The following is a 23,114-nucleotide window of genomic DNA, read 5'->3' as shown; positions in this document are numbered from 1 at the left end:
CAGACGCCCTCCTGCGCCTTCAGGGCCGGCTGCCGGGTCAGCGGTCCTCCAGAGCGCGCCAGGCCCGGTATTCCTGGCGGACGTAGGCTCGGAGTCCGCCGGCTGTCCCCCACTCCGGGGATCCGGGCCCGTGCAGCCCCTCCACATGGAGGCTGCCCGTCTCCAGATCGAGCTGGAGGAGCGCGGCCGCCGTCTCGTCGGCCGTCCCGCCCGCCTGGGCGGCCTCCTCCGCCGGCATCTCCTCGGTGTAGACGGCGAGTTCCCACTCCCGCGCGGCCCGGTCGGCGAAGGCGGCCTGCCGCAGGAGATACAGCCTCAGCCCGCCCCGGTCGACCGGAGCACCGTCACCGGCGCTCGCCGCCTCGGCGCGCGCGATGATCCCCTCCCGCCACATCCCCACGGTGACCTCCTCCTCACCCAGAGGCGGCGCACCGCCGTACGCGTCCCGGTAGTCCGGCCCGGCCGGCACCGGCGTCTCGTACGACATCCAGCGGGCACCGCACAGGACACAGGTGAACGACTCGACCACCCGCTCCCCGCCGGCCGTCTCCACCAGGCGCGGTCGCACCTCCTCGCTCGGGCACTCGGAACAACGGATCGGTGAAACCGGGCGCTTCAGCACCGTGACCTCCTTCCCCGCCGGACGGTGCCTCCACATGGCGCGCCGACGCGTCTTCATACGGGCCTTCGTCTTCCGGGTCACGCCCTCCAGGGGGAACGGACCAGAGAATCGGCGTGGTGTCAGAAGGTTTGACGGCCCTCGGAGCCGGCGGCGTAGGCGCGCAGTGCGTCATATAGCGCCCATCCCTCCTCGCTGGTATTGAGCCAGTGCGGGTGGGCGCGGACCAGGTCGGCGGCGATGCCCCGGGCCTTGGTGCGGATGCGGTCGGCTTCGTCGGTGTCGCCGTATCCGCGGGCGGTGCGCAGGTCGTTGAACACGCCCGCCTCGCCGGGGCTGAGGACGGCGTCCTCCGGGTCGAGGGCCAGGAACGGGGCGAGGACGGTGAGCACCCTGGTTTCCGCTTCCAGCATGTCGAAGCTCGCGCCCGGATGCGGGTGCTTGCCCGGGTCGCTCATCGCCTCCCAGGGCACGCCGGTGCTGGGGATCTGCCGCAGGGCCTGGGCGCGGGCCCGGTCCCGGGCGATCCACTCGGGCGTCTCGCGGGTGGCACCGCCTTCGCGGGTGAGGCGCTCCAGCAGGTCGGCGTGCCGGTCGGCGGCGTCGGCCTGGCGGTGGGGATTGGGCACCAGCTGGTCCCTGAGCAGCCGGGCGGTGTACTTGCCGGTGATCATCAGTGCCGACGTGGTGCTGTGCCGGTTCAGGTGGCGGCTGACGGGCTGGGCGCTGCCGTACCAGGAGTCGGTCTCTGAGGTGTGGTCGAGGAGCCAGTGGTCGAGGTGGGCGGCGCCCTTGTCGGGGTCGCCGGCGGGATACGGGATGCGCTCGTCGTCGGCGGTGCCGTCCAGCCGTACGGTCTCCGGGTCGTCCAGAGGTTCCCGCCACTCCTCGACCTGTTCGGCGAACCGGCGGTGCGCGGACTGCCGGGTGATGGGCCCCAGGGCCTCGCCGATCTCGTCCCAGGACGACCCGCGCTCGCGCTCGTAGACCACGGCCCAGCGCAGGGCGTCCTCGGCGCAGCGGACCAGACGGCGCGCGTTCTCGACGAACTCGCCCGGCTCGGCGTGCTCGTCGGCGCGGGGCGAGATGCCGCCCAGCGCATGCTCGGCGACCTCCTGATGGGCATGAGAGAGCATCAGGCGCGCCAGCCCGAGCTCGGTGAAGGGATGCGGGGTCTCGTGCTGTGAGGTTGCCGGCGTCTGCGGAGGCTTGCTCGTCATGCTGTCAGCGTAGAGCTGACGAATGAAGTTTGTCAGTTCTATGCTGACAGTGTTTGGGTTGGTGGAAGGGCCGCACGGACTACTCGCCGGAACTGGCGCATCCCCACCGAATGCGACCCCTCCGCCCAGGAGGAGTGCGGCCGCCGTCTCGCCCACGCCGACGGCCCCCGTTGGTGCTGGGTGGGCGATGCCCCGTCACTGCGGATCGAAGTTGTCGTCGTTCCATCCCCAGGGCGAGCGTGGCGAGGAGGTTCCGGCGGTGGAACCGGTCCTGATCCGTCTGGGGTGACCGGTCGGTGTGCCCGTACGTCTTCCTCAGGCAAGTGATCCTTGCCGTGCGCGCAGTTCCGCCGCTGGATGGGTGCCGCAGCCGGGACAGAATCGGTTACGGCCGATGGCTGGGTTGTCAGTCTGGTTTTCTGGCGGGTTCCTTGGTGATGACGGGGTCGATCCACCCGGATCTGCCGGAGGAGCCGACGTTGATACCGAGGGTGACGCGGAAGGCGCCACGGAGGTCCACTCGCATGGTTCCGATCCCGTCACCCGGTCCTCTCGTCAGCTCCGCCTTCTGGATGCCGTCCACCTTGATGTAGAAGCTGCCACCGCCGCCGGACTCCGTACTGTCGTCCACACCTACGCGGGCGACCAGTGACGTGTACTTGCGGTCCAGCTGCCAGGTGCTTTCTGTGTACTGATGGGTCAGCGTGTTGCGGTAGATACGGGTGTTCACTCGAAGTGGCTCCGTCAGGTATCCACCGTCCTCGAGCGGGGCGAAGTCCCGCACGAGAGACATGCGTGCCCCGGTGTCTTTCGGGGGCGCGGAAGGCGATGGTGAGCTGTCCGGCGGTGCGGGGCTCGGCGAGGGCGAGCCGGAAGAAGAGCTGACGCTCGGCGTCGGGCTGGACGGTGGGGGCGTTGGGGTTGGGCTGGACGTCACCCCGCCTGCTGCGCTCGTCGGAGGTTCGGGGTTGTTCCGTTGTGTTGCCCAGACGCCCAGAGCGGCCCCCGTTGCCAGGGTGAGAGAGGCGGCGAGCACCGTGATGAGGATCCAGCGGGTGCGTCTGCTTCGGGAGCCCGAAGCCGCGGGGAGCGAGGGCGGCGTACTGGGGATGGGCGGCACCGGCCGGGGATGGACGGAACTGCCCACCGCCGGCACCTGGTCCTGCCTGTCCCCAACGGCCTCCAGCAGGAGCAGATGTGCTCTGCTCCGGTCCAGATCGCCGATCAGGTCGGCCCGGCGCTGGACGAGGCCGGCCCGGTGCCGGACCAGTTCCTCGGCCTCCTTCTCCAGGCGGCTTCTCAGCTCGGAGGCCGCCGGTGGGCCGACGGCCTCCGATTCACGCAGCTCCTCCAGCCGGGCCCGCAGCTGCTCCTCCCGTTCACGGACCTCGGCGAGTTCCTGCCCCACCCGGTGCAGCGCCGTCTCCCCGTCGTACAGGCGCAGCAGCAGGGAGTTCTGGTCGCTGCCCCTGATATGGGCGCCTGTGCGCACCAGCACCAGGCGGTAGGCGTCGAACACACCGGCTGCCCGCTGCTCCCCGGCCGGGTCCTCGGTGCGCCGGGAGACCTCGGTGAGCAGGTCCCGCAGGAAGTCCCAGGGCGGCAGGTTCGCGCCGAGGGTGTACTTGCGGATCGTGGAGTCCTTGTAAGCGGGATACCGCTGGGCGAACTCCCGTGAACTCAGCCCCGTGAGGTCCAGCAGGGCCCGCAGCCGGCGGCCGAACTCTGCCTTGAGCCGGTCCTTCTCCTCTCGCGAGAGATCACCCTCCTCCTCTCGCGCCGGCAGACCATCACCCTCCTGGCCGTGTTGCGCCACCTGTGCTCCCCCTCACCACGATCCGGTGTCCGACAGGCCCAGAATCTGTCACACCGGCGCAGTCGCCCACCACCCGTCAGGCCGTCCAGAGTGAAGCCAACTCACCGCCTCTGCAAGGCGGTTGCAACCCTCACACGTCGGTTGCGGCCCCGGGACCTCAGCGCAACACGGGGATCTGACGGCGGTCAACCATCACCCTTCGGGAGCCTCACCATGTCCAGCCACACCCTCATTGTTCTGGCCCTTCTCACCGTTGCCGGCCTGGGCATCGGACACGCCGCCTACAAGAACCCCGCGGCAGGCACCGCCATGGTCACCGCCACCACCGTCCTCGCCCTCCTCTACACCATCCTGCAGAGTTGACCTCCGGCCAGCCCTTCAACGGGGAGCGGTGAGCCGACCGGGGGCTCTACCCCGCGTGGGGCTGCTGTCGCTCGACAGCTTCCCGGAGCAGGGCGACGGTGGCGTCCACGGTGGCTTTCGATATCGGGTCGTCGGTGGTCTGGCTCTTCTCCTCAAGGAGATGGATCGCGGCCTGGAGGACGCCGACGTGGACCGGGACGGTGCGGATCGCCGCGAGCGCGGCCGCCGCATGTTCCGCCGGCGAGAGAACGGCGGACTGCGGGATCAGAGTGGAGACGCCCCGCCCGAGAGCGGAGCGGTCACGGGGAGGCTGGGCCGAAGTTGTGGTCACCCCGGGATTCTCCCTCCACACTGCGGCGAGGTAGCTGGACACAGCGCCAACGCACGGAGGCCTTGTGTCGGGTGCGGCGCTCCGGCGCGAGCGGTTCACCGCCAGGGCCCCATCCCGCCAAGCCGTCAAACTCCTCACCACTCCCAATTGAGTACTCCTGAGTACTCTTTGCTAGAGTTATTTGGAGTGGTGATGCCGTACTGCCGGGAGGACCTGCCGATGCCCACCGTGAGCCTGCACTTCGACAACTCCGTGATCGCGAGGCTGGTCGCAGCCGGCCCGGGCGAGACCGTTCATCTCACGCTGTCCGTGGACGTCTCCTCCGGTGCTGCGCCTTCGGCCGACGCCCGGCCCGCGGGCGTGGTCGCCCCGCAGGGGCCGCTGGCCGGTCTGCTGCTGGAGGGGCTCCTTGCGGCCGGGGACGTGTTGTCGTTCCGGCAGCAGCGCGCGGGCAGGGAGGCGGTGGCGACGGTGTCGTCCGACGGGCGTCTCGTCGTCGAGGGTCATGCCGTGCCGTACGCGTCGCCGTCGAAGGCGGCCTCCGCCGTCACGGGGAGCCCGGCGAACGGGTGGCTCATGTGGCGTACCGCGGACGGCCGTGCCCTGGACGATCTGCGGAATCAGCTCCGGCAGGACTGACCGGTCCCGGCTTCCCGTGCTCGACCGGCCCGGCTTCGCCGGGCCGCACCGTGAACCGTTTCCTGGAGGAGTACGTGAGCTCGCCGCCCCCGCCCCCGCCCGCGCACCCGTCGGCTCCGGCCGCGCCGGTTCTCGCGGGCGCCCTGTTACGCGCCGTGCCGCAGCCCTGCCCGGTGGTGGTGTTCGTCCTGGGCCAGCCCGGGAGCGGCAAGACCGCCGTGATGGATCTGGCGCACGCGGCACTGGACCGGCGCGGCGGCGCGGTGCGGGTGGACCGCGACATGTACAAGGACCACCACCCGGGCTACGCCGATTTCCTGGCGGAGGACGTGCGGACGGCCGGCGTGCGCGTGCGGGAGGAGACGTACCGGTGGCGGGCCGAGGTCGAGGCCCGCGCCCGCGCCGGCCGGTTCGACGTGGTGGTGGAGGAGGCGCTGGCCGACCCGGCCGGCTGGACAGCGTCGCCGGCCCGGTGGCGGCGGGCGGGGTACCGGGTCGAGGTGGTGGCCCTGGCGGTGCCGGAAGCCGTTTCCCAGCTCGGTGTCCTGGACCGGTACCTGCGTCTGGCCGAGGAGGGCCGGGCCCGGTACGTGGGATGGGGCAACCACGACGCGTGCGCGGCCGCGCTGCCCGCCGTCCTCGCGGACATCGAGGCCGGGCACCTGGCCGACCTGGTCACCGTGGTCCGGCGCACCGGCGACGTCCTCTACACCAACAGCCTTGCCCGAGCGGGCCGGTGGAGCCGCACGCCGGGTGCCCGCGAGGCGCTGCTCGCCGAACGCTCACGGCCGTGGAGCCCGGCGGAGACCGGAGTCTTCCGCCGGGCTCTCGCGGATGCCGACCGGCGTGCGCACGACCCGCGGCTGCCCGGGGACTGGGCGCTGGCCGTGCGGCGCGACGCCGAGCGGGCCGCCGCGCTCGCCGAGCCCGTACGCCGTACCGCCCAGCCGAGGCTCGATGCGCCCGGTTCCGACTACCACCGGCTCTCCGCCGAGGAACACCGGTGGACGTTCGACAACCTGATCGTTCCGGATCTGCTGGAGGACATCACGCCCCAGGAGAAGCCGATCGCCGTGTTCGTCATGGGGCAGCCCGGTGCGGGCAAGACCGCGATGACCCACATGATCCGGCGGACGCTGAGGGGGCGGCCGGTGCTGATCCGCGGCGGCGATTTCAAAACCGCCCACCCCGACTACCTCCAACTGCTGAGAGAGGAGCCGCGTACGGCCGGGGAGCGGATCCGTGCCGACTACCGGGCCTGGCAGGCGATGGCCGAGGAGCTGGTACGCGAGCGGCACGCGGATGCAGTCGTGGAGATCGCCCCGTCGAGCGCGGCTTCCTTCGTGAACACGGCGATGCTCTACCGGGAGGCGGGCTACCGGGTGGAGCTGGTGGTCCTGGCCGTACGCGCGGCCGACTCGCTTCAGGGCACCGCCGATCGCTGTGCCCGGATGATCCGGCTGGGTGTTCCCGCCCGGTTCACCACGGTGCACGGGCATGATGCCCACTTCGCGGTGCTGGCCGAGGCGGTGGCGGCCGCCGAGCAGGTGCCGGTGACCGACTCGGTGATGGTGCTGCGGCGGGACGGTACGGTCCTCTATCGCAACGAACACGTCTCCGAAGGCGGCTGGAGCAGCCCGCTGGGGGCTGCGCGGGCTCTGCTCACCGAGCAGAATCGCCCCTACGCCGATCAGGAAGCGGCCCGGTTCTGGGCACTTCACCGCTGTCTGCGGGCCGACCTGCCGCAGTACCGCGCCGATCTGACACGCATCGCCCGGCTGGCGCGGCCGCTGATGCCGTTGCGTCTGCAGCCGCACGGGCTGTGCGGCCCGGCGGCCGTGGCCGGCCTGCCTCTGCCATGCCCCCGGCTACCGCACGCTTACGACAGCTGCCCCGATTCATCGAGTTCCCTCAGACGGGCCGCGTAGAGGGTGCCCAGCCGTGCCAGTTCCTCGGGGCCGGCCTCCCCGAGCCGCTTCTTGTCCTCCACACAGGCCCGCCGCTGAGCCATCAGATCCTCAAGGCGCTCAGGATCGGGGGTGGCCGAGCGCTGCTCGGCCTGGATACGCGAGTTGTAGTAGGTGATCACCAGGTCCATCGTTCCAAGGACCGGCCCAAAGCCGGGAGCGCCGGGGCCGACCAGCTCGGAGGAGCCGGATGAGGGTGCCGGATCATCCACGAGGAACCTCCTTCATCAAGGGGAAACAACGGCAAAAGGCCCATTCTCGATGGTGACCGGATCCCGGTCCACCACCAGCGGACCGGCCGCGCCTCGCAGGATGCTGCCGCCGGACCCCGTACGGCATAGGTTGGTCCCCCGAGGCGATCACCTGTGGGGGGACCATGGCCGACCTTCGTGCGCTGTTCAGCTCCAACAACCCGCCGGTCGCCGACGAGGCGTTCACCAACCGGGAGCGCCAGTGGGACGTGGTGGCCGCCGCGCTGGAGCAGCACCTGCGGCACATTGGCGGGCCAGGCTTCGACGTGGAGGACCTCGAAGCGCCCCGCACCAACGTTCTCGTCTTCCACGGGGTCGGAGGGATCGGCAAGACGACCCTGTCGCGCAAGATCGAGGCCGCGCTCACGCCGTCCGGGGACCGGCCCGCTCAGTGGGGTGCACCGTCGTGGACGGAGCGGCTGCTGCCGATCCGGATCGACCTGGCCCGCTCCGCGTCGGCCGGCTCCGACTTCGAGCGCGTCATCCTCACGATCCGGCTCGCACTCGCCGGAACCCCCGGCCGTCCGCTGCCCGCCTTCGACGTCGCGCTGCGCCAGTACTGGGAGCACACCCACCCCGGCGAACCCCTCGATGAGTACATGCGGCGCACCGGGCTGATGGGCCGGTTCGCGACCGCACTGCCGCAGCAGCTGCAGACTGCGGTGGGCGAAGCCGCCGCTCTCTTGCAGCTGCCCGGCGGGGCGGCGGCCGGTCAGGTCGCCGGGGCCCTGGTGCAGGGACTGCGGGAGCGCCGCGAACGCGCGCGGGCACTTGCGGGGTGTTCCCACGCGGCCGGCCTGCTGGAGGCCACCCCGGATCTGGAGGCCCTGTCCTACTACCCGCACCTGCTGGCGTGGGAGCTGAGCCGGCTGCCCGCGAAGCACCAGGTGACTCCGGTGGTGCTGCTGGACACCTTCGAGGACACCGCCGACCGCCACCGCGACGCCGAGCGCCTGCTGCAGCGCCTGGTCTACCTCATGCCCAACGTGCTGTTCGTGATCAGCGGGCGCAGCCGTCTCGGGTGGGCGGACCCGGCGTTGCACGGTCAGCTCGACTGGACCGGCCCGGCCGCCTGGCCCGGCCTCTCCCCGGCTGCCGCGTCGGGTGGCCGTCAGCATCTGATCGGTGACCTCTCCCCCGAGGACTGCGACGACCACCTCGCCCGCCGCCTGGTCCAGGACGGCGAGCCACTCATCGGCCCGGGCATCCGCGCCCAGATCACCGCCCGCTCCCACGGTCTCCCCCTCCACCTCGACCTCGCGGTCGCCCGGTTCCTGGAAATCCGCCGCACCCGAACCCCCGAGCTCGCGGACTTCGACTGCTCCTTCCCCGCCCTCGTCGCCCGCACCCTGTCCGACCTCACCCCGCAGGAGCGGCATGTCCTGCGCTCGGTGAGCCTGCTCGACGCCTTCGACCTCAACCTGGCCACCCGCGCCGCCGGGCTCGACCAGCAGGCCCCTGCCCGCCGGCTCACAGAGCGACCGCTGGTGACCGAGAACCCGTACGCCCTGTGGCCGTACCACCTGCACGGCGCGATCCGTACGGCCCTCCGCGACGACCGGACCGAGGACCACTGGACCCCGGGCGACTGGCACCGGGCCGCCGGACGCGCCCTGGCCGCCCTCGGCGAACAGTGGACCGCCGCCACCGGCTCCGCGCCGAGCCGGATGCTCCTGGTGGCGTGCCTGCGCCAGGGCCTGCGCCTGGCCCGCGACCACCGCCTCACCGATCTCGGCTGGCTCACCGACGCCGCCCACGCCTACACCGACGACTCCGTCTGGGAGCCCCTCGCCCCGGCCGCCGGCGGCCCGGGTACTGGCGGCGGAGGCCAGGACGCCACCGTCGGCGCGGGCGGCGACGGAACCGGGCTGCAGACGGCCGCCGACGCCCTGGCCGAGCTGCTCACCGCGATCGCCCGCCGCCAGCACGAAAACCGGGCGCGCACCGCCGAACGCCTCACCGCAGTCCTGGACACCGGCCTCCTCGACGCCGAGCTCACCACCCTGGCCCTCTACTACCGGGCCAAGGCCCACAAAGACCTCGGCCGCACCCCCGAGTCCCGCACCGGGATGCAGCAGGTCGCCGACGCGGGCGGCCGGCTCGCCCCCAAGGCCCACCGGGGGCTCGCGAACCTGGACCGGATCTCCGGAGACTTCCCCGCCGCCCTCGCCGCCGTCCCCACCCTCGGCTGGAAAGGCCGCCACCACCGCGTCGCCGGCGACATCCACTGGCCACACGCCGACCTCGACCGGGCCATCACCTCCTTCGAGGCCGCGCGCGCCGAAGCCGAACACCACGACGCCCCCGGCGAACGGGCCATCGCCCAGGTCCGCCTCGCCCTCGTCGTCTCATTCGCCGACCCCGCCCGCGCCAGCGACGAGCTCGACCTCGCCCACCAGTACCTTGCCCCCCTCGACCAGCGCGCTACCCTCCTCCTCGCCCACATCGCCGCCCTCGCCAAAGACGCCGGACACCCCGACGTCCCCGGCCGCGCCCACACGCTGCGCCGGGAGATCACCGATGCGGGGCTGCCGTGGCTGATCCGGGTCCTGGAGATCGGCCTCGCGTTCCACCACGCCGTCCGCGACGAGCACCAGGATCTCAACGAGACCGTCGACCGGCTCCACAGCCTCACGGGCAACGGTGACTTCGCGTACTTCACCGACATCGCCGCCGCCATGGGCGGCCTCCCCCACCTGCCCCGGCCCACCGTCCGCTGGCTCGACGGCCACGAACGCGTACGGGAGCGCTGGCACGCGCTCGTCACCACCCGCCGCGCCCGCTTGGACGCTTGGTCCTGACTGCCGGAACACCTCTCGCGCGGCCGCGGCCGCGCGAGGAGGGGGTCGCTCGTGCCGGGCCCGGCCGGGTGGCCCGGCCGGGTGGCCCGGCCGGGGCATCGCGTAGTACCCGTACGGCTCCCCGGGCCATACTGGGGGCATGACCGTGCAGCCCTTCCCGTTTCCCGTGCCGGATGCGTTCGACCTGTTGTGTACGCAGTACGCACAGCGGATGCCGGCGCGTCTGGAGGATCTGGCCGGTCCCACCCGTGGGTCGGTCGACCTGCCGCTGCACGTGGTCTGGTCGGGCCGCCGCTCCTACGGACTGGAACAGCCGCGCTCCCGGATGGGCCTCTACCGCACCGTCCTGGCCGAAGGACAGCGCCAGGACCTGATCGAGTTCCTGAACCGGGACCTGCTCATCGCGCAGTGGCCGGTGCTGCGGACGCTGATCAGCCGCCCGATCAGGGACGTGTGGGAAGCCGCTTTCCCCGAGCTCACCACCGCGACGGCCACGACCGCCGCGTGAACCTCACACACCTGCACCGCCGGCTCCTGGCCGACGTCCTCGCCATCGGAACGCCCTACCCGCTCGTGATCACCGGCGGGTACGCCGTACAGGCCCACGGCCTGGTCGACCGGCTCTCGCAGGACCTCGATGTCGCCACCGAGAACCCGGCCCCTCTCGACGAGATCATCCGCACGGTCGGCGACGGTCTCGCCGAGCGCGGCTGGGGCGTCCGGCACATCGAGTCCGGCCCGCTGTCGGGCCGGCTCATCGCCACCGACCGCGCCACCGGCGAGGAGTGCGAGGTCGACGTTCTCAAGGAAGCCTTCTGGGCCCCGCCGACGATCACCGAATACGGTCCCGTCCTCGCTCTGGACGACGTGATCGGCACCAAGGTCCGCGCCCTCGCCGACCGCGGCGCGGTCCGCGACCTCATCGACGTCCACGCCGCGATGCGGCACCGCTCCACCGCGGAGCTGGAGAACCTCGGCCGCCGCCACGCCCGCTTCGAGTTCAGCCTCCACGACCTGCGCGACCGGCTCCAGGGAGCCGAGTGGTGGGACGACCAGGACTTCGCCGACTACGGCCTGAACCCCGGGCACGTGGCGGACCTCCGCGCATGGGCACTGGACTGGGCCACCGACCTCGACAACCGCCTCCACCACAACGACCACAGCGACGACGGGTAACCATCTCCCCGACGCCGACGCCGACGCCGACGCCGACGCCGACGCCGACGCCGAGCCGGAGACCGGGCGGGCAGCGGAGCGCCGGATTTCGGTGCCAGTCCGGTAAAGGCGGGCGGCCTTCCCCCGCACCCCGAAAACATGATCCCCTGCACCAGTCCGATCAAAGGGGGTGGGAAGCGGTGGACAAGGCACGCCTGTTCCAGAACGGCACGGCCGAGCTGATGGTCTTCGCGCGCGAGATCGGCGACGAGCCCTGGTGGCGCAGCCAGAAGACCCCGCTGGTCTGCGCGTTCTGCCCGACCCCGGTGGTTGTCGGTGCGCGCCTCGGTGGGCCGTGGCGCTTCCAGGGGCGCGCTGTTCCGGCTGGTGCTGTGACCGGGATGGTTCACCGTGGGCGGGAGGCGGCGCACGAGACGAGCGCGGTCCGCGAGGCGAGTGGTATTACTGGTGGATGCAGGAAGAGACCGCGCGGTCCGCGATCGACACGTTCATCTCCGCGTTCAATGCCTCGGACGACGGCTATGTGACTGCGCTGCTCTCTCAGGCCCTGACCTCGGACGTGGTCTTCTGGGGACCGTTGGGCCGCAGCGAGGGAATCGAGGCGGTCGAGCGGTTCGTGCTGGACATCCGGCGCCACCCCGCGGGGACCGGCACGATGGTGCGCTGTTCGGCGGTGGACATGCCGGACGAGTGGGCCCGGTACCAGTGGGTCTTCACGACGCCGGATGGAGGCCCCCGCCTGGCGGGAACGGACGTCGTCCACCTGCGGCGGAGCCTCATCGACCAGGTCATCGTCTTCGCGGGGGAGATCGAGCCGTCCGCCTCCTGAGTCATTCTCCTCTGGCGCCGTCCTTCTCCTGAACCGGCCCCGTTCGGGGCTCCGGGTCTGCTCAGCCGGGATCATCTTCAGCCCCGGTATGAGGCGTCGTGGACGGTCGGCGCATGATGGCCGTCATGGAGAACGCGGTCGAGAGGGTCAAGATCTGGTTCCGGTTCACCCCTCGCGAGGGGTGGTTCCCGCAGGACACCGAGGGCCTGTGGGCGGCGAAGGTCGGCGATGACACGGCCTGCGTGCGGAACGTCGCGTTCCTTCAGAACGGGGTCGCCGAGGGTGATGTCGTGCGGTACCGGACCGATTCCGACGGGCTCCACTGGGCCGTCGGGCGGGTCAGTTCCGCCGGTAACTGCACGATCCGTGTGGTGCCCGTTCCCACCGGGCCCCTGGGACGCAGCCCGCAGGCGGTGCATCAGCGCCTTTCGGCGTTCGGGCTCGGGGGCGAGGTCTTCAGCGACGACTTCCCCATGGTGGCCTTCAACGTCCCGGCAGGCGCGGACTTCACCGGGATCAAGACCCTCCTGAACCGAGGCCAGGACGAAGAATGGTGGCACTACGAGGTCGGCTGCGGCACAGACGCATGGTGGAACGCCTGACCTCTGCCGGACACTTCACAGCCGGCCATGTGCCACGCCGCCTCGAACCAGGTTGCTCGCCCGAGTGTTCGCCGGACGCGGTGGCGCGCTCGACGCCGACGCGGTGATCGGTCGGCCGCGCCTCGAGACCGCGCCCCACCGGCCGTGATCGGCATGGACGGCCTCCGCCTGCTGACGTTGGCCGCAACCGCATGGCAGTCCACTGGAGGGCACTTATTGCGAGTCCTCAGCCGTACCGGCTGAAGAGTGCTTGGAGGTAGTCCTCCAGGCACTGGGCCAGCGCCGACGATGTCAGGTCTTTCCTGCCGAGTTCGCGCCAGGGCTCGGCGACCTTCTCCGCGTCCGGTGCGAAGGCCAGCGCATCCAGCACGCGCCAGTACAGGTGGTCACCCGGGTCGTCGCTGAGCGTTCCACCGGCTGCGACGTAGTGATCCGCCAACTGCATGCCGGCGGGCGCTCCGTGCAGCAGGGCTAGTGCGGTGGAGCAGTGGGCCACGTCCAGGTCGGCGGGCCCCCAGGATGTCTCCACCCAGTCCACGACACCGGTGATCGTCAGACCGGATCCTTCTCCGGTGAAGAGCACGTTCCCGGGGTGGAAGTCACGGTGGAGGAAGCATGGCCGGTAAGCCGGGGGCGGACGGCGGATCACGTCCACGGCGCGCTGCCACACCTTGGGTCGTTTCGAGGCCTCGGGAAGCCGCACCCGCTCTGGACTGGTCCAGGCCTGATAGGTGCGCGGCCGGGATTCTTCCGGAACGAGCAGCTTGTGAATCATCACGAGTTGCCGGGCAAGAAGCTCGGTCTTTCGCTCGATGTCCTCTCCGTCCAGCCTGAGGTTCCCTGGCAGCAACGACATCAGCAGAGACGGATGATCGCAGTGCTCAGCTGCCGCATCGACACTGTGCAGACGAGCGGCCGGCACGGCCGTGTCCGCGAGCAGCCGGAGGACGTCCGCTTCCCGCGTGAGCAGCCCCGGCGAGTGCTTTACGAAGAACGGTTTTACGAACGATCGGAGCACGAGGGAGTACTGCTTGCCCTCCCCCTCGACATCGAGGCGGCGCATCTGTGACGTCCATCCCCCACGCAGCTTTTCCACAGCACGAATCCGGTCCCCGGGGCGGAAGCTCTGCTCCACCCATGCACGAGTGTTGGACCAGCCCAGGTCATCGGCATCAGTTTCAACAACCGCCGCGCTCTCGCCCTCAGCCATGACAACAGCCTAGTGATCGCGAAGGAGCGTTCCGAGGCGAACCTTCAGAAACGGGCAGCGGCACTCCACCGAGGCGGCCCGGTAGCAGTCGCCTGCTGGGGCGGCGCTCGCTGGCGGGTCGTCTGGCGAGCGTGTTGCGAGCGGGTGTGTGCAGTGCCTGAGGGCGGGTGTCCTTCCACGGGGGCTATTCCCAGTCGACGAGGATTCCCCGGTGTCGTACGCATCCGCCGTCGGCGAGGAGCGTCGGTTTCCCCGAGTAGGAGCTGGGGCGCAGTGACAGTTCGATGCCGTGGTCGTCGGTGGTGCGGATCCCGGGGAGTCCTGCTCCCGGTTCGTCCGGTTCGGGAGCGGGCAGGTCTTGCGCGGTCAGGCCTTGTTGGGTCCATGCTTCGCGCAGTGCGGCGATCGCTGCGTTGTAGGCGGCGGGGGTCGCGAGCTGTGGGGCCCAGGTGACGGTGGGCTGGTCGCGTGTGGTCCCGTCGGGATCGGTGCCGAAGTCGTCCTTGCAGGAGGCGTTCGCCATCTCCCGCCCGGCGATTACCGACGAGGGGGTCTCTCCCAGCGAGCGCACCGCGTCCTCGCCCGCCTTCTGCGTGAGCGTCAGGTGTTCGCGGAACTCCGCTTCGGACATCACTCGACGGTTCTCCGTCCAGTCGCAGCCCCCGGTGAGTGCTGCGAGAAGCAGCGCCGTCGCCGCACCGGTGGTGCGGCGCAGTCTGCGTCGTCGCTGCGGTCCCGGGATCGTGGTGTGCCGGGCGGGAAGGGAGGCCGTCGTCATCGGCCCATCCCAGCAGGCGCGCGCACCCGGCGGAACCCGCTCTCGTACTCAGACGCTCCATGAGCCCTTCGGCCCGCCCCGGGAACCGCCCGTGTCTGTAGCGGGACCGCCTTGCCTGTCACGGTGACGTTTCCGCCGGGCGGCCAGGCCGTGCTCGGTCATCATCCGGCTGATCGCGCTGCCGGGTCGCAACGACTTGTGGCCGTCGTGCTGCCGCTGGGCCGGGTGGCGCAGGCGAGCAGCACCCGGGTCTGGGCCGACATGTTCTCGCCGCACTCCAGGTAGTCCGCCAGGGCCCGTTCCCAGCGGCCCCGGCCCGCGTGGGTGCGGGCTCGGGCCACAGGACCTCGTCCAGCCCGAGAGGCCGTCCGGGGCCCGAGGGCGTCCAGCGGATTCCGGGCCCTGCCGCCGTCGGCGCGCTCGTAGTGGGCGAGGGCGAGCAGGGCGTGGGTAGGTGAGCCGGATGCCGTGTTCCCCGGCGGATCGCACCAGAGGGGTGGCCCGCTCGACGGTGATCTCCTGCCGGGTCCCAGGCCCAGCGCCCGGAGGCCGCCATCACCCTGATGACCGGGCACCTCACCCACAAGAGCCCTCGCACCACTTGGGCGAAGACCCCCCAACCCCCGGATGAACACCCCGGCTCCCCAGAACAGAATTGAACGGCCAGAGACGCTGAGGAAACCCATGTGGTCGACATCGCAGTCATCTATGGCCTGGCCTGCGGCATCAGTCCAGTGTCTGGATCAACTCGCTTCGAGTTGAGGTGTGTACGACCCGGCCGCGCGCTCCGTTGACGATGGGTAGGTACGGCGGGACGTGCCCGCATTCAACATCAGCGATGATCGGAACGTTCAAGGGGCCGAGTGCGTCGAGCACTGCTTGGTGCTGGGTGAGCGAGTCGGTGCCGGGTGCCGACGTCCGGGCGACGAGGACCGCGTTCGCCGTGTCGAAGAAGCCGGCCAGCCTCATCCCGTGCAAGTTCCTGCAGATGGCGAAGGCGTCGTCGCCTCCTGCTTCGACATACACGAGGAGACCTTCCGGAGACTCGGCCTGTGCAAAGGCTGACACATCGAGGTAGGCCGTTCCCGTGAGGTTGCACAGCATCTCAATGCAGCCCCCGATCAGACGCCCCTCGACTTCGACATCCCTCTCGCTGTCCAACCGGGTCCACCTGCCGGGCGTGTCGAGCGTGTACTCGCGCACCTCCGGGTGGGCACGGTAATCGTCCCAGCCGGTGGCTCGATAGCGGTTCGGCGAGGCCTGCGTGAACCGATGCCCCCGCGGGGCAGCGGCAATATCGAGCCATGACAACAGTCCTTCCGGCACCCGGTAAGGCGTGTCCATCAGGTTGTTGCCGTGCACGGTCGCCGTCCCGGCGAGAAGGGTCAGTGGCGTGATAATGGTCGACATGTCAGAGAACCCGACAAGCCAAGTCGGCTCGGCATCACGCAGCCGGTCCCAGTCCAGCAGTGGCAGCAGGTCGATCGCTGTCTCCCCACCCCACGGCGGCACCACGGCTCTGATGTCGGGATCCGTCAGCATCGACATCAGCTCTCTCGCGCGATCGGCCGCAGGGGCGCTGACATGGCCGGAACCGTCCATGCAACGACCAACAACTACCTCGTATCCCCGGTCCTCTACATCGTGAATCGCCACGTCAAGGCGCTTGCGGAGCTCGTTCGGGACCCCGCTCGAAGGGGAGGTGACGCCGATGCGGTCACCAGGACGCAGGGGGCGCGGATATCGAACTGACATGCGTGGGAGTCTGACACGACACCACGGCAGCGCGATATCGACTTCGCAGGCCACGAAGAGCAGATCCGGGAGGTCAGAGTTCGGAAACACGTAACTGAGCTTGTTCTTTGACCTCTGGTCTCGAAACCTCTAGCCGCAGCGCACCCTGCCCCGACGGGTGCGAGTCGGTCTGTGCGGTCCCAAGCTGATCTGGCTGAGCGGGCTTTGGTTCTAGGCCAAACATTGGCCTAGATGACCTCTAGGTTGCTGGCAGCAGACGCCTTCGAAGGGACCGCTATGCCTGAGCCGACCACCACCAACGCCGCCCCGCAGGGCTACACGATCATTGCGCCCTGGGTGGTCACCGATGACACAGGAGGGTTCCTCGACTTCGTCACCCAGGTGTTCGGCGGGGAGGAACTGTCGCGGGTGGCGACCGAGGACGGCTTGATCGGGCACGCCGAGATCCGGGTCGGCGACACCGTGCTGATGGCATTCGACCGACACACCGACTGGCCCGCCATGCCAAGTCTGCTGAACGTGTTCGTGGCCGACGTGGACAAAACGCTCGCGCAGGCCCTCGAAGCCGGAGGCCAGCTCGTCACTTCCCCGGCCGATGACGCGTTCGGGCAGCGAGGCGGACGCGTCAAGGACCTCTTCGGCAACATCTGGTGGATCACCAGCCACGTGGAAAACCTCTCGGAAAGTGAGATGTGGGAGCGGTTGCAGAATCCCGTGTACGCCGAGGCCATGCGCGCCGCACAACAGACGCTGGACGCCGAGCTCAGCGGCCGGCGCCGTGGACGCAGCAGCACCCCGGTGAAAGACGCTCGCTGACTTCCGCACTCTCCCACAGGGCTCCGCCTGTTCTTTGGGCCTGAGGTCGAATTGAGCCTCGAACTGATCAGCTCACGCGGGCGTTCGCCGGACGTGGGGGCGGCCTTCGTCTGATCACGTGCTCCGACCAAGGTGCACCGATCAAGACGAAGGCCATGAGGGTGAGCCTGCTGTCTGATGCCGGTTCCGGGGAAGTGTTCGCGAAGGCGTGCCCCTCCCCCGCTGTCGCCCTGGTCATCCTGGAGGATCGAGCCGCTGTGGTCGCCGACCTTCAGCCGGGCAATCACCTCGTCCTCCTCGGCCAGCGCCTCCGCAGGGAGCGCCCAGTCCGCGAGGACCTGCGGCAGCTTGGAAGCGTGGGTGCGGGCGACCACCCGGTCGAACTCGGCGGCCCGCTCCGGCGGGAGCGTCGCCCGGATCCCCTCTATCGTCGCCGGGACCTCCAACAGCTCCCCGCCGATGACGGTGGTCCACGTCCCGGCCTCATCCACCGACTGGCTCATGACCTGGCCCCTCTCCCCCGACGCCGCTGTCTCCTGCACCCAGCACGGTACGTCGACCGGAGCACGGCCCGGCAGGGCGCGAAGAGCGAAGCGCCGGATTTCGGTTCCAGTCCGGCAAGGCGGGCGGTCTTCCCCCGCACCCCAAAAACATGATCCCCTGCACCAGTCCGACCAAAGGGGGCAGGAAGCGGTGGACAAGGCACGCCTGTTCCAGAACGGCACGGCAGGACCCGTGGTCTTCGCGCGCGAGATCGGCGACGAGCCCTGGTGGCGCAGCCTGAGGCGCGGGCCGCGCGGGCGCTGCTGCTGGGCTGGACTCACCGGGCGATGCTACCGAGGACCCGCCGCTCGGCCGCCCGGGACGAATTGGTCCGCTCGCCTGAATCCGGGCGGGCTCTCGAACGCCTGGTCCCCGCACGGCTGCTCACCGTCGACAACGACACCGTCGACTTCGCCCACGAGGCCCTGATCCGTGGCTGGCCCCGGCTGCCTCACTGGGCCGACACCGACCGCGAGCGGCTGCGTTCTGCTGCGGCGCCTCGCCGACGCGGCCACGGCCTGGGATGCGCTGGGGCGGGACCCGGGTGCGCTCTACCGAGGTGCGCAACTGGAGGCGGTGCGGGTGGCGTTCACGGGGCCGGAGGGGGAGCGCGCCGCGGGGCTCCGGCACGGTCGGACCAGAGGTGGTGGCGCTCCGCCGGAAGCGGGACCGCCGGGTCCGGACGGCGGGTGCAGGGAACGGCCCCGCACGGCCCCGGTCATGATGGTGCTCCTTGGCGCCCCGGGCGGTGGACCCGCTACGAGAGCGATGCTGCGCGAGGACTGCTGACCGGGGGGAGCGGGAGTTCCTGGGCTCGTCGCTGCGGGCGTACGAGGACTATCTGCGGGCCGCTGCCCGCACCACCCGCAGGCTGCGCGTGCTGATCGCCAGCCTCTGCGCACTGCTCGTCCTCACCTCTGTCCCCGGTTCAGCGGTGAGGGGTCGCCGGGAGAGCCACCGGCGAGGTTTCCGATGATGTCCCAGCCCGGCGACCTGGCTCTGCCCGTCGACGGTAAGGAGGGGCTGCCCGTCGGTTGTCGCCCCGGGCGCGGCACCTGGTCCGTGGTCATGGCGGTGGCTCTGCACCCGGTGGACGTGTGCAGAGCCACCGTGGCTTGAGGGCCTGGTGGAGTGCTACTTGGGCATGAGGACGGAGTCGATGATGTAGACGTTGGCGTTGGCGGTCCTGACGTTGCCGCAGACCACGTTGGCGGTCTCGGTGACCTTGTAGGAGTCGCCGGATCCGGTGGTGGTGACCGTGCCCTTCTGCAGGGTCTCGAAGCTGCCGTTCTCCAGCTGCTTCGGGGTCAGCCTCTGGCCGACGACGTGGTACGTGAGGATCTTGGTGAGCATGTCCTTGTCGGCGAGGACCTTGGCGAGGTCGGCCTTCGGGATCTTCGCGAAGGCGTCGTTGGTCGGGGCGAAGACCGTAATGTCCTTGGCGTTGTTCAACGTGTCCACCAGGCCGGCCTCCTTGACCGCGGTCACCAGGGTGGACAGGGCGGGATTGTTGGAGGCGGCGGTGGCGACGGGGTCCTTGGCCATCCCGTCGAAGGAGCCCGCGCCCTCCTCGGGCACGCCCGCACAGGCAGAGCCGAAGGGCTGGTCGCCGGTCATGGAGTCGCCCGCGGGGGTGCTCTCGCCCGTCTTGGCGGCGTCCTCGGCCGCCGCGGTGGGTGCGGCCTTGCTGTCGCTGCCGGAGTCGGAGCACGCGGCCAGGGACAGGGGCAGCAGCGCTGCGGCTGCGACGGCGACGGCGGTACGGCGGATCTTCACGCTGTTCATGATCGGTGGCTCCTTGAAGGGCTTCTCAAGAGAAATTTGAGGCGGTTTGTTGTTTTTGCACCGAGGGTGTGGCTTGTGGACCCGGGTGGTCTAGGGGACGGTGACGAAGACGCTGTGCCAGCCGCTGGCTCCGTCGGGGACGGTGCGGGTGCGTTGTTCGGTCTGGATCTGTCCGGTGCCGTCGGTGGCGCGGACGGTGATGTTGTGTCCGCCCGGGGTGGCGTTCCAGCGGTAGGACCACTGGCGCCAGGTGTCGACGCCCGCCGGGGCGGCAAGGTCGGCGTCCTGCCATGGTCCGTCGTCGACGCGGATCTGGACGCGGGTGATGCCGCGGCGCTGGGCCCAGGCGACGCCGGCGACGATGACGGTGCCGGCGGCGGGGCGGGCGAACGGTTTGGGGGTGTCGATGCGGGCCTGGCTCTTGATGGGGGCGCGACGTGCCCACTTGCGCTTCACCCAGTAGGGGTCGTAGGCGTCGAAGGTGGTGAGTTCGATGTCCTCGATCCACTTGCAGGCCGAGACGTAGCCGTAGAGGCCGGGGACGAGCATGCGGACGGGGAAGCCGTGGTCGAAGGGCAGCGGCTCGCCGTTCATGCCGACCGCCAGCATCGCGTCCCGGCCATCCATGACGTCCTCGACAGGCGAGCCGAGCGTCATGCCGTCCACGGAGCGGGCGACCAGCTGATCCGCCCGGCCGCCCTTTGACGGCGGCCGGACGCCGGCTTCCTCCAAAAGGCCGGCGAGGGGAATGCCGAGCCAGCGGGCGTTGCCGATGTAGGGGCCGCCGACTTCGTTCGAGACGCAGGTGAGTGTGATGTCGCGCTCGATGAGCGGGCGGGCGAGGAGCTGGTCGAGGGTGTAGGTGCGGGGGCGGGTGACTCCGCGGCCGTGGAGGCGCAGCCTCCAGGTTCCGGCGTCGACCTTGGGCACGGTCAGGGCGGTGTCGACGCGGTAGAAGTCGCGGTTGGGAGTGGTGAAGGCCGTGATACCGGGGACTTTCAGGTGGACGCCGGCGGGGACGGCTGGGGCCGGGGAGACTGGCTTGGGAAGGATCAGGCTCTTGCGGCTGGCGACGGCTCCCTGGCTCTGACGGGTGGTGAAGAACCGGCCGAGCGCTCCGGCCGCGGCGGCCGCGGCCGCGGTCACACCGGCGGCGGCGAGGAACCCGCGCCTGTTCCACCCGGCGCCGTCATCGCCTTCCGCGCCGGCCTGGGCAGGAGAGGAGGTCGCCTTGGAGGTCAGAACGGACAGGGCGAAGGCTCCCGAGACCGCTCCTGCGACCGAGGGCAGCGCGTCGCCGATGCCGGTGGAGTCGGGGCGGCCGAGGGCGGCTGCGGCGCCGACGATCCCGAACAGCACAACACCAGCAGTGCCGATGGGGCGGTAGGAGAGGCCGAGCATGCCCAGGGCGGCGGCGAAGAGACCGAGAATGACGAGAATCCCCAGCTGCAGGACCGCCTTGTCGTTCTCCCCGAACGTGCGGATCGCGAAGTCCTTCACCGCGGCAGGTGTCCGGTCGATCACCGCCCCACCCACCACCGTCACGGGCCCGGCCGCCGGCCGCAGCAGCCCGGCGACCAGCTCGGCCACGGCCAGTGCCGTGAACGCGGCCAGAAGCCCGGCCAGCGCGCCCCGCGAGGCGCGAAAGAGGGTGCTGCGGAAGCTGCTCACACTCGGCATTCGGCAGCCTGCGCCCGGCGGATTGGTCCGGCCCTAAAAAAAGTGAACGGCCTTCCCGTATTGCCCTCCAGGGCACGGCCGCAGGAGCGGCGGGGCGGCCCGGGTCGCCTGCGTGGTCCGTCGAGCAGGGCCGCTGCGGGGGCGGCTGCAGTCGCCCCCGCAGTTTTGTCCACGGGCCGCTCGTTCCTGGCGGAGGCTACGGGAGGCTGGCCCACGTTTCGCTGCTGTTTCTCTCCAAAGGGATAATCCCTGGTGGTGCGGCTGACGAAGTGGCCTCCCATCCGCAGGCCCACCCGCTACGAACAACAGGCGAAACACGCAGAGGTTTCCAGGCCGGACCGTCCCCGGGGCGGCCCGGCCCCCGCGGCAGCGACGACACGAGGAACGACATGCGATGGACGCCCCCTCCCCCGACGGCCCGCCCAGGCCGTCCCTTCGCCCTCTCGGCACGTCCGGAGCGGCACACGTGAACCACCCCATCCCCTTCGCCGCCGGCCGCCCCGGCGATCACGTCGGCAGCGACCTCGGCGAGGTCATGCAGAAGGTGTCCCGCGGCGACAAACAGGCCTTCTCCGTCCTCTACGACGCCCTCGCCCCTTTGGTGTTCGGGATCGTGCTCAAGGTCGTGCGCGACCGGGCGCAGTCCGAGGAGGTGGCCCAGGAGGTCATGATCGACGTGTGGCGGCAGGCCGCCCGCTTTCGCCCCGAGGCCGGGTCCGTGCGGACCTGGGCGGCCACGATCGCGCACCGCAGGGCAGTGGACCGGGTCCGCTCCGCTCAGGCCGCGGCCGACCGCGAACAGGCACAGGCCGCCCGCGAGTACGCCACGGCCTTCGACGAGGTCGCGGAACAGGTCGAAACCCGCCTGGAGTCCGAACAGGTACGCCGCTGTCTGCGCGGCCTCACCGGTCTGCAACGGCAGGCGGTGACCCTGGCCTACTACCAGGGGCTGACCTACCGTGAAGTCGCCGAAGCTCTGAGTGCTCCTCTTCCCACGATCAAGACACGCATGCGCGATGGGCTCATCCGGCTCCGCGACTGCATGGGGGTGACCACATGAAACACCACGCCACCGACGCTCACACCCTCGCGGCCGCCTATGCCCTCGGTGCGCTCGACGACGCCGAACGCGGCGAATTCGAAGCCCACTTGCAGGTGTGCGAGGCCTGCCGGCAGGAGGCCGCCGAGTTCGCGGCGACCGCGGCCCGTCTGGCGGCCGCCGTCTCCCACACGCCGCCTGCCGCGGCCAAGGCCCAGGCCATGGCGGCCATCGAGGGTGTGCGTCAGATGCCGCCGCGTATCCCCGCTTCGAGCACGGCGCCCGCCCTCGGGGGCTTCCTGCGCCGCCGCGCCGCTTCCCTGGCGCTGGCCGCCAGCGTGGCAGCCGTCGCGCTGGGCGGCGTCGCTGTTTGGCAGACGCTGCACGGACAGGACCTCGAGCAGCAGGCCCGCCAGAGCCGGCAGCAGCTCGACGCGGTCACCGGCATCCTGGCGGCCCCCGATGCCCGCACCGTCCACGGCAAAGCAAGCAATGGTGCCCTGACCACCGTGGTCACTTCCGAACGCCAGAACAAGGCCGTCTTCGCCACCACCGCCCTGCCCGCCCCCGGCGCCGGGAAGACCTACCAGCTCTGGCTCGACCACGACGGCACCATGCGCCCCGCTGGCCTCATTGACCACGACGGCACCGTGATCCTTACCGGCAACCCCGCCGACGCGGGAGCCGTCGGCCTCTCTCTCGAACCCGCCGGAGGCTCCCCCCATCCCACCACCGAACCCCTGCTCTTGATGACCCTTCCCGCCTGAACCGGCGCTCCACATCGGTCAGCGAACGAGCTGTGCGAGCGGCGCGGCAAGCCCCTCGCCCTCGCTTTCTGCCCCCGGGGACGACACCCCGGTGTGCAGCGCACAGCTCTGCTCGTATCTCTGGCGG

At 70.5% G+C, this 23,114-nt stretch carries 23 protein-coding genes; 12 read left to right on the top strand and 11 right to left on the bottom strand.

Going from position 1 to position 23,114, the window contains the following annotated elements; genetic code table 11:
• Window positions 1-37 precede the first annotated feature (37 nt).
• From ABD371_RS34010 to ABD371_RS34000, 3 genes are all read right to left on the bottom strand, one after another.
• Complete coding sequence (locus ABD371_RS34010; protein ID WP_344485993.1) at window positions 38-568, bottom strand: hypothetical protein; 531 nt, start codon at window positions 566-568, stop codon at window positions 38-40.
• A 173-nt stretch (window positions 569-741) separates the two neighbouring features.
• Window positions 742-1,839 (bottom strand): hypothetical protein, encoded by a 1,098-nt coding sequence (locus tag ABD371_RS34005; protein WP_344485990.1) that lies wholly within the window; start codon window positions 1,837-1,839, stop codon window positions 742-744.
• Between the two features lie 406 nt (window positions 1,840-2,245).
• Complete coding sequence (locus ABD371_RS34000) at window positions 2,246-3,655, bottom strand: NPCBM/NEW2 domain-containing protein (protein WP_344485987.1); 1,410 nt, start codon at window positions 3,653-3,655, stop codon at window positions 2,246-2,248.
• A gap of 213 nt (window positions 3,656-3,868) precedes the next feature.
• Here ABD371_RS34000 and ABD371_RS33995 point away from each other — a divergent pair, with 213 nt between their 5' ends.
• Complete coding sequence (locus tag ABD371_RS33995) at window positions 3,869-4,018, top strand: hypothetical protein (RefSeq protein WP_344485984.1); 150 nt, start codon at window positions 3,869-3,871, stop codon at window positions 4,016-4,018.
• Window positions 4,019-4,064: 46 nt separating this feature from the next.
• On the opposite strand, the gene ABD371_RS33990 is transcribed toward ABD371_RS33995, so the two are convergent.
• The gene (locus ABD371_RS33990; protein ID WP_344485981.1) at window positions 4,065-4,349 is read right to left on the bottom strand and encodes a hypothetical protein; all 285 of its coding nucleotides are present in this window, start codon (window positions 4,347-4,349) and stop codon (window positions 4,065-4,067) included.
• A 219-nt stretch (window positions 4,350-4,568) separates the two neighbouring features.
• Between ABD371_RS33990 and ABD371_RS33985 the strand changes: the two genes are divergently transcribed.
• Entirely contained in the window at window positions 4,569-4,988 is a 420-nt protein-coding gene (locus ABD371_RS33985) for a DUF4357 domain-containing protein (RefSeq protein WP_344485978.1), read from the top strand.
• A 74-nt stretch (window positions 4,989-5,062) separates the two neighbouring features.
• Window positions 5,063-6,916: a zeta toxin family protein gene (locus tag ABD371_RS33980; RefSeq protein WP_344485975.1), complete on the top strand. Its 1,854-nt coding sequence runs from the start codon at window positions 5,063-5,065 to the stop codon at window positions 6,914-6,916.
• Here ABD371_RS33980 and ABD371_RS33975 read toward each other — a convergent pair.
• Entirely contained in the window at window positions 6,868-7,167 is a 300-nt protein-coding gene (locus tag ABD371_RS33975; protein WP_344485972.1) for a hypothetical protein, read from the bottom strand. The genes ABD371_RS33980 and ABD371_RS33975 overlap by 49 nt on opposite strands.
• A gap of 164 nt (window positions 7,168-7,331) precedes the next feature.
• Between ABD371_RS33975 and ABD371_RS33970 the strand changes: the two genes are divergently transcribed.
• The 5 genes from ABD371_RS33970 (at window position 7,332) to ABD371_RS33950 (ending at window position 12,614) form a co-directional block, all read left to right on the top strand.
• Window positions 7,332-10,007, top strand: a complete 2,676-nt coding sequence (locus tag ABD371_RS33970; protein WP_344485969.1) for an ATP/GTP-binding protein — start codon at window positions 7,332-7,334, stop codon at window positions 10,005-10,007.
• A gap of 139 nt (window positions 10,008-10,146) precedes the next feature.
• Entirely contained in the window at window positions 10,147-10,515 is a 369-nt protein-coding gene (locus ABD371_RS33965) for a hypothetical protein (protein WP_344485967.1), read from the top strand.
• Complete coding sequence (locus ABD371_RS33960; protein ID WP_344485965.1) at window positions 10,512-11,183, top strand: nucleotidyl transferase AbiEii/AbiGii toxin family protein; 672 nt, start codon at window positions 10,512-10,514, stop codon at window positions 11,181-11,183. The genes ABD371_RS33965 and ABD371_RS33960 overlap by 4 nt, the downstream gene beginning before the upstream one ends.
• Before the next feature lie 451 nt (window positions 11,184-11,634).
• The gene (locus ABD371_RS33955) at window positions 11,635-12,012 is read left to right on the top strand and encodes a nuclear transport factor 2 family protein (RefSeq protein ID WP_190124183.1); all 378 of its coding nucleotides are present in this window, start codon (window positions 11,635-11,637) and stop codon (window positions 12,010-12,012) included.
• 125 nt (window positions 12,013-12,137) lie between these two features.
• Window positions 12,138-12,614, top strand: coding sequence for a DUF4265 domain-containing protein (locus ABD371_RS33950; protein ID WP_344485959.1), 477 nt, complete (start codon window positions 12,138-12,140; stop codon window positions 12,612-12,614).
• A 226-nt stretch (window positions 12,615-12,840) separates the two neighbouring features.
• On the opposite strand, the gene ABD371_RS33945 is transcribed toward ABD371_RS33950, so the two are convergent.
• From ABD371_RS33945 to ABD371_RS33930, 4 genes are all read right to left on the bottom strand, one after another.
• A complete protein-coding gene (locus ABD371_RS33945) occupies window positions 12,841-13,824 on the bottom strand; it encodes a phosphotransferase family protein (protein WP_344485956.1) in 984 nt (327 codons plus the stop codon).
• Window positions 13,825-14,008: 184 nt separating this feature from the next.
• Window positions 14,009-14,602 (bottom strand): hypothetical protein, encoded by a 594-nt coding sequence (locus tag ABD371_RS33940; RefSeq protein WP_344485953.1) that lies wholly within the window; start codon window positions 14,600-14,602, stop codon window positions 14,009-14,011.
• Window positions 14,603-14,763: 161 nt separating this feature from the next.
• Entirely contained in the window at window positions 14,764-14,943 is a 180-nt protein-coding gene (locus ABD371_RS33935) for a hypothetical protein (protein ID WP_344485950.1), read from the bottom strand.
• A 385-nt stretch (window positions 14,944-15,328) separates the two neighbouring features.
• Window positions 15,329-16,357, bottom strand: coding sequence for a S66 family peptidase (locus ABD371_RS33930; RefSeq protein WP_344485947.1), 1,029 nt, complete (start codon window positions 16,355-16,357; stop codon window positions 15,329-15,331).
• 276 nt (window positions 16,358-16,633) lie between these two features.
• On the opposite strand from ABD371_RS33930, the gene ABD371_RS33925 reads away from it, so the two are divergent.
• A complete protein-coding gene (locus ABD371_RS33925; protein ID WP_344485944.1) occupies window positions 16,634-17,173 on the top strand; it encodes a VOC family protein in 540 nt (179 codons plus the stop codon).
• 830 nt (window positions 17,174-18,003) lie between these two features.
• The gene (locus ABD371_RS35920) at window positions 18,004-18,600 is read left to right on the top strand and encodes an nSTAND1 domain-containing NTPase (RefSeq protein ID WP_381735476.1); all 597 of its coding nucleotides are present in this window, start codon (window positions 18,004-18,006) and stop codon (window positions 18,598-18,600) included.
• 250 nt (window positions 18,601-18,850) lie between these two features.
• Here ABD371_RS35920 and ABD371_RS33915 read toward each other — a convergent pair whose 3' ends face one another.
• Window positions 18,851-19,501, bottom strand: coding sequence for a fasciclin domain-containing protein (locus ABD371_RS33915; protein ID WP_344485941.1), 651 nt, complete (start codon window positions 19,499-19,501; stop codon window positions 18,851-18,853).
• Between the two features lie 90 nt (window positions 19,502-19,591).
• Window positions 19,592-21,181 (bottom strand): molybdopterin-dependent oxidoreductase, encoded by a 1,590-nt coding sequence (locus ABD371_RS33910; RefSeq protein ID WP_344485938.1) that lies wholly within the window; start codon window positions 21,179-21,181, stop codon window positions 19,592-19,594.
• Window positions 21,182-21,647: 466 nt separating this feature from the next.
• On the opposite strand from ABD371_RS33910, the gene sigK reads away from it, so the two are divergent.
• Both sigK and ABD371_RS33900 read left to right on the top strand, forming a co-directional pair.
• Complete coding sequence (gene sigK / locus ABD371_RS33905) at window positions 21,648-22,241, top strand: ECF RNA polymerase sigma factor SigK (RefSeq protein WP_381735479.1); 594 nt, start codon at window positions 21,648-21,650, stop codon at window positions 22,239-22,241.
• Window positions 22,238-22,987: an anti-sigma factor gene (locus ABD371_RS33900; RefSeq protein ID WP_344485932.1), complete on the top strand. Its 750-nt coding sequence runs from the start codon at window positions 22,238-22,240 to the stop codon at window positions 22,985-22,987. Before sigK ends, ABD371_RS33900 begins: the two co-directional genes overlap by 4 nt.
• The last annotated feature ends 127 nt before the right edge of the window (window positions 22,988-23,114 follow it).

This window comes from Streptomyces amakusaensis, assembly GCF_039532665.1.
Taxonomy (GTDB): domain Bacteria; phylum Actinomycetota; class Actinomycetes; order Streptomycetales; family Streptomycetaceae; genus Streptomyces; species Streptomyces amakusaensis.
Note: the sequence above shows the minus strand (reverse complement) of the source record. Positions and strands in the feature narration are given on the sequence as shown.

What these genes read in the sequence shown, in the direction of transcription:
- ABD371_RS34005 (WP_344485990.1), bottom strand. Translation starts at nt 1,839, where the DNA reads ATGACGAGCAAGCCTCCGCAGACGCCGGCAACCTCACAGCACGAGACC.
- ABD371_RS33995 (WP_344485984.1), top strand. Translation starts at nt 3,869, where the DNA reads ATGTCCAGCCACACCCTCATTGTTCTGGCCCTTCTCACCGTTGCCGGC.
- ABD371_RS33985 (WP_344485978.1), top strand. Translation starts at nt 4,569, where the DNA reads ATGCCCACCGTGAGCCTGCACTTCGACAACTCCGTGATCGCGAGGCTG.
- ABD371_RS33970 (WP_344485969.1), top strand. Translation starts at nt 7,332, where the DNA reads ATGGCCGACCTTCGTGCGCTGTTCAGCTCCAACAACCCGCCGGTCGCC.
- ABD371_RS33965 (WP_344485967.1), top strand. Translation starts at nt 10,147, where the DNA reads ATGACCGTGCAGCCCTTCCCGTTTCCCGTGCCGGATGCGTTCGACCTG.
- ABD371_RS33955 (WP_190124183.1), top strand. Translation starts at nt 11,635, where the DNA reads ATGCAGGAAGAGACCGCGCGGTCCGCGATCGACACGTTCATCTCCGCG.
- ABD371_RS33950 (WP_344485959.1), top strand. Translation starts at nt 12,138, where the DNA reads ATGGAGAACGCGGTCGAGAGGGTCAAGATCTGGTTCCGGTTCACCCCT.
- ABD371_RS33945 (WP_344485956.1), bottom strand. Translation starts at nt 13,824, where the DNA reads ATGGCTGAGGGCGAGAGCGCGGCGGTTGTTGAAACTGATGCCGATGAC.
- ABD371_RS33940 (WP_344485953.1), bottom strand. Translation starts at nt 14,602, where the DNA reads ATGACGACGGCCTCCCTTCCCGCCCGGCACACCACGATCCCGGGACCG.
- ABD371_RS33930 (WP_344485947.1), bottom strand. Translation starts at nt 16,357, where the DNA reads ATGTCAGTTCGATATCCGCGCCCCCTGCGTCCTGGTGACCGCATCGGC.
- ABD371_RS33925 (WP_344485944.1), top strand. Translation starts at nt 16,634, where the DNA reads ATGCCTGAGCCGACCACCACCAACGCCGCCCCGCAGGGCTACACGATC.
- ABD371_RS35920 (WP_381735476.1), top strand. Translation starts at nt 18,004, where the DNA reads ATGCTACCGAGGACCCGCCGCTCGGCCGCCCGGGACGAATTGGTCCGC.
- ABD371_RS33915 (WP_344485941.1), bottom strand. Translation starts at nt 19,501, where the DNA reads ATGAACAGCGTGAAGATCCGCCGTACCGCCGTCGCCGTCGCAGCCGCA.
- ABD371_RS33910 (WP_344485938.1), bottom strand. Translation starts at nt 21,181, where the DNA reads ATGCCGAGTGTGAGCAGCTTCCGCAGCACCCTCTTTCGCGCCTCGCGG.
- ABD371_RS33900 (WP_344485932.1), top strand. Translation starts at nt 22,238, where the DNA reads ATGAAACACCACGCCACCGACGCTCACACCCTCGCGGCCGCCTATGCC.